Source organism: Pseudomonas sp. NPDC089569 (assembly GCF_050280625.1).
Lineage (GTDB): Bacteria > Pseudomonadota > Gammaproteobacteria > Pseudomonadales > Pseudomonadaceae > Aquipseudomonas.
This window is the reverse complement of record NZ_JBNNVQ010000171.1, coordinates 1-6,375: the sequence shown is the minus strand read 5'-3', so window position 1 is coordinate 6,375 and position 6,375 is coordinate 1. Positions and strand designations below refer to the sequence as shown.

At 58.8% G+C, this 6,375-nt stretch carries 7 protein-coding genes and 1 tRNA gene; 2 read left to right on the top strand and 6 right to left on the bottom strand.

Annotated features, from left to right (window positions below; translation table 11 throughout):
- Positions 1 to 102 precede the first annotated feature (102 nt).
- The 5 genes from ACQKP2_RS31245 to ACQKP2_RS31225 all read right to left on the bottom strand — a co-directional run bounded on the left by ACQKP2_RS31245 (position 103) and on the right by ACQKP2_RS31225 (position 2,798).
- Complete coding sequence (locus tag ACQKP2_RS31245; protein WP_427582154.1) at positions 103 to 510, bottom strand: sel1 repeat family protein; 408 nt, start codon at positions 508 to 510, stop codon at positions 103 to 105.
- Positions 511 to 882: a hypothetical protein gene (locus ACQKP2_RS31240; protein WP_003223109.1), complete on the bottom strand. Its 372-nt coding sequence runs from the start codon at positions 880 to 882 to the stop codon at positions 511 to 513.
- Positions 879 to 1,220: a helix-turn-helix domain-containing protein gene (locus ACQKP2_RS31235; protein WP_427582153.1), complete on the bottom strand. Its 342-nt coding sequence runs from the start codon at positions 1,218 to 1,220 to the stop codon at positions 879 to 881. The genes ACQKP2_RS31240 and ACQKP2_RS31235 overlap by 4 nt, the downstream gene beginning before the upstream one ends.
- Positions 1,221 to 1,334: 114 nt before the next feature.
- The gene (locus tag ACQKP2_RS31230) at positions 1,335 to 1,790 is read right to left on the bottom strand and encodes a YkvA family protein (RefSeq protein WP_427582152.1); all 456 of its coding nucleotides are present in this window, start codon (positions 1,788 to 1,790) and stop codon (positions 1,335 to 1,337) included.
- Positions 1,791 to 2,084: 294 nt separating this feature from the next.
- Positions 2,085 to 2,798 (bottom strand): FKBP-type peptidyl-prolyl cis-trans isomerase, encoded by a 714-nt coding sequence (locus ACQKP2_RS31225; RefSeq protein WP_427582151.1) that lies wholly within the window; start codon positions 2,796 to 2,798, stop codon positions 2,085 to 2,087.
- 270 nt (positions 2,799 to 3,068) lie between these two features.
- Between ACQKP2_RS31225 and ACQKP2_RS31220 the strand changes: the two genes are divergently transcribed.
- Complete coding sequence (locus ACQKP2_RS31220; RefSeq protein WP_427582150.1) at positions 3,069 to 4,871, top strand: di-heme-cytochrome C peroxidase; 1,803 nt, start codon at positions 3,069 to 3,071, stop codon at positions 4,869 to 4,871.
- A gap of 28 nt (positions 4,872 to 4,899) precedes the next feature.
- Complete coding sequence (locus ACQKP2_RS31215; RefSeq protein WP_427582149.1) at positions 4,900 to 6,036, top strand: catalase family protein; 1,137 nt, start codon at positions 4,900 to 4,902, stop codon at positions 6,034 to 6,036.
- Positions 6,037 to 6,251: 215 nt separating this feature from the next.
- Here ACQKP2_RS31215 and ACQKP2_RS31210 read toward each other — a convergent pair.
- Positions 6,252 to 6,328, bottom strand: a tRNA-Asp gene (locus tag ACQKP2_RS31210).
- Positions 6,329 to 6,375 lie beyond the last annotated feature (47 nt).

Here is a 6,375-nt window from a genome sequence, read left to right as displayed (position 1 = left end):
GGATGTGGTTGATGTAGGGCGATTCGCTAAATCACTTTTCTAAAACACAACGCCGCGCAGGGATCACTCCCTGCGCGGCGATAACTGTCAGAAAAGTCGTTTTCAGTCGGTGGAGTCGCGAGCGGCCAATTCCTGAAGCTTGATCTGCGCCAGCGGATGTCCGGCCTTGGCTGCAATCCCCCAGAACCGTGCGGCTTCGGCTGGGTCCGGCGCCTTGCTCGGGCTCCCGGCAAGGCTGATCACACCGATCTGATAAGCCGCCTTGCCATCACCGGCGAGTGCCGCCAGGCGCAGCAGGCGAATACCTTCTTCGCGTGCGCCCAGACCGACACCCCGGAACATCAAGATGTGACCATAAAAGCTCTGGGCGCCGACATCGCCCAGGTTCGCCATGCGGGCGAACTGACCTTCGAGCCAGCGCCAGCCACGGGGCTGACGTACAAACCACGGCCAGTGAAACAGCCTGCGCGCCAACCAGTAACCGGCCCGCGCCTTGAGTTGAAACAACACTCAGGCCTCGGCCGACTCGGGGTACTCGTATTCAAAGACGCGTACCACTTCCGACGCATGCCAGGAAGCCGCTGCAACGCCATCGGACGGTCCGGAGAATCGCCCCAGGCGCTCGACGCATTCGAAAAAACCGGTGCGCGGCAAACGGCTGGCCCCCTGACTGATCACCAGCGAACTGCGCAGCGGTTGTTCGGCCTTGGCATCCAGTGCCGCGAGGTGCTCCAGCGCGGCGGTCAGGGTTTGCATGGCAGGCGTGGGAAGCTGCAAGCGCTCCAGCAATGCCCGATAAGTGAGGAGATGACGCTGGCGGCGCGCCTGATCCAGCTCGCCCAGCAATCCGTCCCAATGTTGACGACTGATGCGTACGCTCACGATTCATCCCTCCACCCTGGCACCGTCAGTTCCCAGGCCAGGCTGCGGCGAATCGCGGCGTCGGGCTGACGCTCGCCACTTTCGATCATGGCCAGATAAGACGGGCTGATGCCTACCGTGCGGGCGAGCGCCTCGATGGCGATGCCCTTCCCTTCGCGCAAACTGCGTAGTTGATCAAGACCTGGAAGCGTCGGGTCCTGGGTTGTCGCCAGTGGCGTCGGAGCCAACTGCGACGGTACTTCGTTAATGCCTGCTGCTTTCAGTAGAGCCTGATACTGAGCCCACGGCAGAACCGCATATTCGGGTTCGCCTTCGCGTGTAATTATCTGAATATCCATGACTACCCCGTAGGACAACAACACTTAGCGAGTCGGCACTTTTCCCTAGAAGTGTAATCCTAACAGCGGCCAAGGTCGCGAGGGGTATCTATCTGAAGATGAGACTGAATCAACTCAATGTTTTTTCGGTCCCTGCAGCTGAAGTTGCTCAGGTGTATCGGGCAGGCGCTCCACAACCGCAAGTTTCTCCGGCACCTGGCGATTGCGCCACGCTCGGAAGGCGTTGAGTTCATCGTCCAGGACCTTCATCAACCAGGCCAGTACGGCGATATCGTCGAGCATGCCGAACACGGGAATGAAATCCGGAATCGCATCCACCGGGCTGAGGAAATACATCAGACCTGCCACCACCGAAACCATCGCCTTGGGACTGATGGCCCGGTACTCGCCGCGCCAGTAAGCCAGACAGAGCGCCTGCAACAGTCGCAGATCGTCCTTGAGTTTGCCCAATCGATTACCTTGGCTGGCCCCTTTGGCGGCGACTGCAAACAACAAGGTCGGCAAGCGCCCACGGGCGAGCAGGCGTCCGGCCAGCGGCAGGAAACGAGCGAAATTCCAGGGTGCTTTCATGAATGACTCCCGTGTAAATGTTATCCACACAAATTGTGGATAACCTTGTGAACAGAGCTGCTTTTCACGGCTGAAAGCCCCGCTGCACAAGGGCCGAGCTTAGATCGGGCGTTTTTTACTCATCAAAAAAAACCCAATATTTCATTGACTTGGCGGACTGACGCGCATAGCGGCGGTGCCTGCATTGGCTATGACTCCAGCCTGCTGCATCTGTTCGCTTTGTTTACCTGCACCCCACGCCAGATGCAACAACGCCCCGCAAATGCGAGGCGTTGTTTTCAATTCAGACGCTGATTACTTGGCGGCGTCTTCTTTGGTCGGATCCTTGATCGCCAGCAGTTCCAGGTCGAACACCAGCACCGAGTTGGCCGGGATCGCCGGGCTTGGGCTTTGCGCGCCGTAAGCCAGTTCGCTAGGGATGTACAGCTTGTACTTCTCGCCGACGTGCATCAGCTGCAGGCCTTCGACCCAACCCGGAATCACGCCGCTCACCGGCAGATCGATCGGGCTGCCGCGCTCGACGGAGCTGTCGAATACGGTACCGTTGGTCAGCTTGCCGGTGTAGTGAACGGTCACTACATCAGTAGGCTTGGGCTGAGGACCATCGGCTTTCTTTTCCACTTCGTACTGCAGACCCGAAGCGGTGGTCACGACGCCAGCTTTCTTGCCGTTTTCTTCGAGGAATTTCTTGCCGGCGGCTGCCGACTCTTCGCTCATCTTGGCCATGCGCTCTTCGGCACGCTTTTGCAGTGCGGCGAACGCTTCAACCAGTTCTTCATCCTTGAGTTTCTGTTCTTTTTTACCGATGGCATCTTCGATGCCCTGGGCTACGGCTTTGGAATCCAGGTCATCCATGCCTTCCTGAGCCAGGCTCTTGCCCATGTTCAGGCCAATGCCGTAAGAAGCTTTTTGCGCCGGGGTTTTCAGCTCTACGCTGGTTTGCGAATCGCAACCGGCGAGTACCAGGCTAACCAGGGCCACCGCCGCCGCCAACCGATGCTGTTTCATGCTATTTCCTTGTTCATGCGCCTAAAGGGCAATCGAGTAAAGCCGCGAGCTTATCAGGCGGCCACGACCAATGGCTACCGGCATGAGAGCCGGATATTTCGGATAAGTTCAGGTGTTTAAACGCTTTTCGAGATGAGGTTGATGAAACTTCTGTCATCTCACTCTCAAGCTAGCAGATTCCAGGTCCGACGCCACATGGCGTAATGGCCACTTGCCGCATATTCGCCGGTCAGGCATAACAGGAAAAACAAATCGACAAGGATGTTCATCTTGCGTCTCTTATTCCGCTTGCTGGTCGCGATCATGGTGCTGCTGGGGTTGGGCCTGGCCGTGGTGCTTTACTATGTCGCCAACCCGAAACTGCCGCTCTGGTCCCCGGCCCGGGAAGTCCATTACCTGGAGCAATGGAGCGCCGCCGACCGTCAAACCTACTACTTCACCCCTCAGGGAACCCAGGTCAAAGGCTTGCACTACGACTGGTTCACCGCACTCGAACTGCCCTTCTCGCAACAACGCTTCGCCGCCCCCGAATACCTCGCTCGCTTCGGGTTCCTGATCGACCCGGCACAGAAACCCACACCGGATAACCCCGGCAACCTGCCGGTGGGGTTTGCCCGGCATCAGAATCCAGGGAGCCCGGATACATTTCTGGATATTACCTGTGCCGCCTGCCACACCGGTGAGCTGCGCTTCAAGGGACAGGCCGTGCGCATCGATGGCGGTTCGGCACAGCATGTTCTGCCCTCCAGCGTTCCGACACTCAGGGGCGGCAGCTTCGGACAGGCGTTGGTTGCCAGTCTGGTTTCGACTTATTACAACCCGTGGAAATTCGAACGCTTCGCCCGCAACGTCCTGGGGCCCGATTACGAGACGCGTCACCCGCAACTGCGCAAGCAATTCAAGGACTCGCTCGACACCTTTCTGAAAGTGGCCTGGAACGATACTCATCGCGGACTCTACCCGACCGAAGAAGGCCCGGGACGTACCGACGCATTCGGACGCATTGCCAATGCCAGCTTCGGCGATGCGATCTCCCCCGCCAACTACCGCGTAGCCAACGCACCTGTCGACTATCCGCAACTCTGGGATATGTGGACGTTCGACTGGGTCCAGTGGAACGGCTCGGCGCAGCAGCCCATGGCACGCAACATCGGTGAAGCGCTGGGCGTGGGCGCCACGCTGAACTTTTTTGACAAGAACGGGCAACCCCTGACGGGCGATGAACGTTACCCGTCCAGTGTTCGGGTACGTGACCTGCATCTGATCGAGCAAACCTTGCAACGACTCGAACCGCCCGCCTGGCCGGAAGCGTTGCTGGGGACAATCGATAAACCCCTGGCCGCCAAGGGACGCACCCTGTTTGCCGAGAACTGCGCAGGCTGCCATGTACCACGCGTCACTCAGGGTGAAGGGCGGTACGTACAGCACCTGAAAATGATCCCGGTGGATTTCATCGGCACTGATCCCGGCGCCGCCAACAATATTGCCGACCACCGCTTCGACCTGTCTGCGCTGCAATGGAATCAGGCGGAACTGGAAAAACTCGACGTGGACCCCAAGCCCACCAAACCGCTGGACCTGAAGCAGATGTCAGTGGCCAAAGGGCTTGCCTATGTCACCGCCTTCGTCGAAAACCGCGCGTACCGCGAGGCCGGCATCACACCGGCCGAGCGACCGGAGATGGATGGCTTCGGCCTGCCGATTGGCGTTCGGGAGCTGCGGGCCTACAAGGCACGGCCTCTGGCGGGGGTGTGGGCAACGGCGCCATTTCTGCACAACGGCTCGGTGCCCAGCATTTATCAGTTGCTATCGCCCCAGGATGAACGCGCAACGACGTTTTACAAAGGCACATTCGAGTACGACCCCGAACACCTGGGTTATCGCACCGAAGCCTTTACCAACGCCTTTCTGTTCGACACACGTATCACCGGCAACTACAACAGCGGTCATGAATTCCGCGCAGGCAAGCTCGGTAACGGCGTGATCGGTCGCCTGTTGCAGCCGCAAGAGCGTTGGGCATTGCTGGAATATCTGAAAGTGCTGGGCGGCCCGCTGGAGTCGCAATTGCCATGAATGACACGAAGAAGAAAAGGAATTGCGCATGTTGAAAACCCTCTGGCTGCGCCTGGGTGCTTTTCTCGGCAAGACATTGCTGTGGTCAGTGGGGCTCGGGTTGATGTGCTGGGCGCTGAGCAGCGCATGGTTTGCCTGGCAACACCGTGGACCGGTATCGGCACAAGAGCTGATACCCGAGGGCGAAGCGGCAATGACGCAGGAGATCATCCAGACCGCCGTGCGCATCGTTGACCAGCATCGTGAAAGCACCCGCTACTTACGTGATGCCCATGCCAAGGCCCACGGCTGCGTACAGGCTGAAGTTCAGGTATTGCCGGATCTGGCGAGCGAACTGCGCCAGGGCGTGTTCAGCGAACCGGGTAAAACCTGGCAAGCCACGATGCGCCTGTCCAACGGCAATGCTTATCCACAGTTCGACAGCATCCGCGATGCCCGGGGCATGGCGATCAAGCTGCACGATGTAGCGGGCAAACAACTGCTGAGCGATCAACAGCAACGCAGTGAACAGGACTTTGTGATGTTCAGCCATCCGAACTTCTTCGTCAGCGATGTCGCCGAATATCGGCAAAACGTCGCTGCCCAGGCCGATGGCAAGAAGATCATGGCGTTTTTTCCGGGTTGGGATCCGCGTACCTGGCAAGTCCGTCATCTGCTGATTGCCCTGGCGACACTGTCGCCTGCCCCACCGAGCCCGACCCAGGCGACCTACTATTCGGTTTCTCCCTACAAATTCGGTGAGGCCAATGCAAAGTTTCGTGTGGCGCCAGACCCGGAAAACTGCCCCGGCTATACCCTGCCGGCACAAAACCGGAAGTTGCCGAACTTCTTGCGTAGCGCACTGAACCAGCAACTGTCGACTGATCGGGTGCCTGCGTGCTTTGTCCTGCAGATCCAGCGCCAGGATGCGAACACGTACATGCCGATTGAAGACACCAGTATTGAATGGCGCGAGAGTGATGCGCCCTTCCAGACGGTTGCAAGGATCACCTTGCCGGCGCAGGACTTCGACACCCCGAAGCTGAACCTGCAATGCGACAACCTGTCGTTCAACCCATGGTTCGGCCTGGAGGCGCATCGCCCCATTGGCGGCATCAATCGGCTGCGCAAGGCGGTGTATGAGGCTGTCAGCGATTACCGGCATGCTCGTAATGCCGAGCAATAAAATCACTGAAATCCGGTAGGAGCGAGCCTGCTCGCGATGAACCCGAGAACTCAGCTGGGTGTCAGGCACCCAACGTTCTCGTTAACGACCATCGCGAGCGTGCTCGCTCCTACAGAGAGCGAGGCAGGTTTGCCAAATTCCGGACAGCAAAAAGCCCGCATAAAGCGGGCTTTCTGTGTGGTGACCTGGCGTTCAGTGTTCCAGGTGACCGGATATGGCGCAGCGGACGGGACTCGAACCCGCGACCCCCGGCGTGACAGGCCGGTATTCTAACCGACTGAACTACCGCTGCGCGAAACGCTTGAAACGAATGGTGGGTGATGACGGGATCGAACCGCC